The following is a 286-nucleotide window of genomic DNA, read 5'->3' as shown; positions in this document are numbered from 1 at the left end:
ACAGCACCGCGGCGGCGAAGGAACCGGTGCCCGCCGGTGCCGGGGCCGTCCCCTCGGCTGGAGGCGGGCGTCCGATGCCTGCCGCACCCGGCAGGTCGTCCGCTCCCTCCATGGAGTCGGTCCTCGCCCGGAGCAGTTTCCTGCGCAACGAGGTGGCGTGGAAGGACCGGCAGGCACCGCTGGCGGCAGACGACGTGATTGACATCCTGCCGCCGTTCGCCGGCGGCTGACCGCGCCCCCCTCATCCCCAAGGAGGCGGACGACGGCCGGTCCCCGGCCGCCGGGG

1 protein-coding gene is annotated in these 286 nt (G+C 75.5%); it reads left to right on the top strand.

What is annotated here, in order from left to right:
• Positions 1–110 precede the first annotated feature (110 nt).
• Positions 111–230 (top strand): ubiquitin family protein, encoded by a 120-nt coding sequence (locus tag AC5RUJ_RS19010; RefSeq protein WP_494156609.1) that lies wholly within the window; start codon positions 111–113, stop codon positions 228–230.
• Positions 231–286 lie beyond the last annotated feature (56 nt).

The organism is Arthrobacter sp. Y3223164, assembly GCF_059091005.1.
This window is presented reverse-complemented; position numbering and strand designations above follow the sequence as displayed.

Bases quoted from the DNA above. Each gene is read 5' to 3' on its own strand.
- AC5RUJ_RS19010 (WP_494156609.1), top strand. From the start codon at position 111: ATGGAGTCGGTCCTCGCCCGGAGCAGTTTCCTGCGCAACGAGGTGGCG.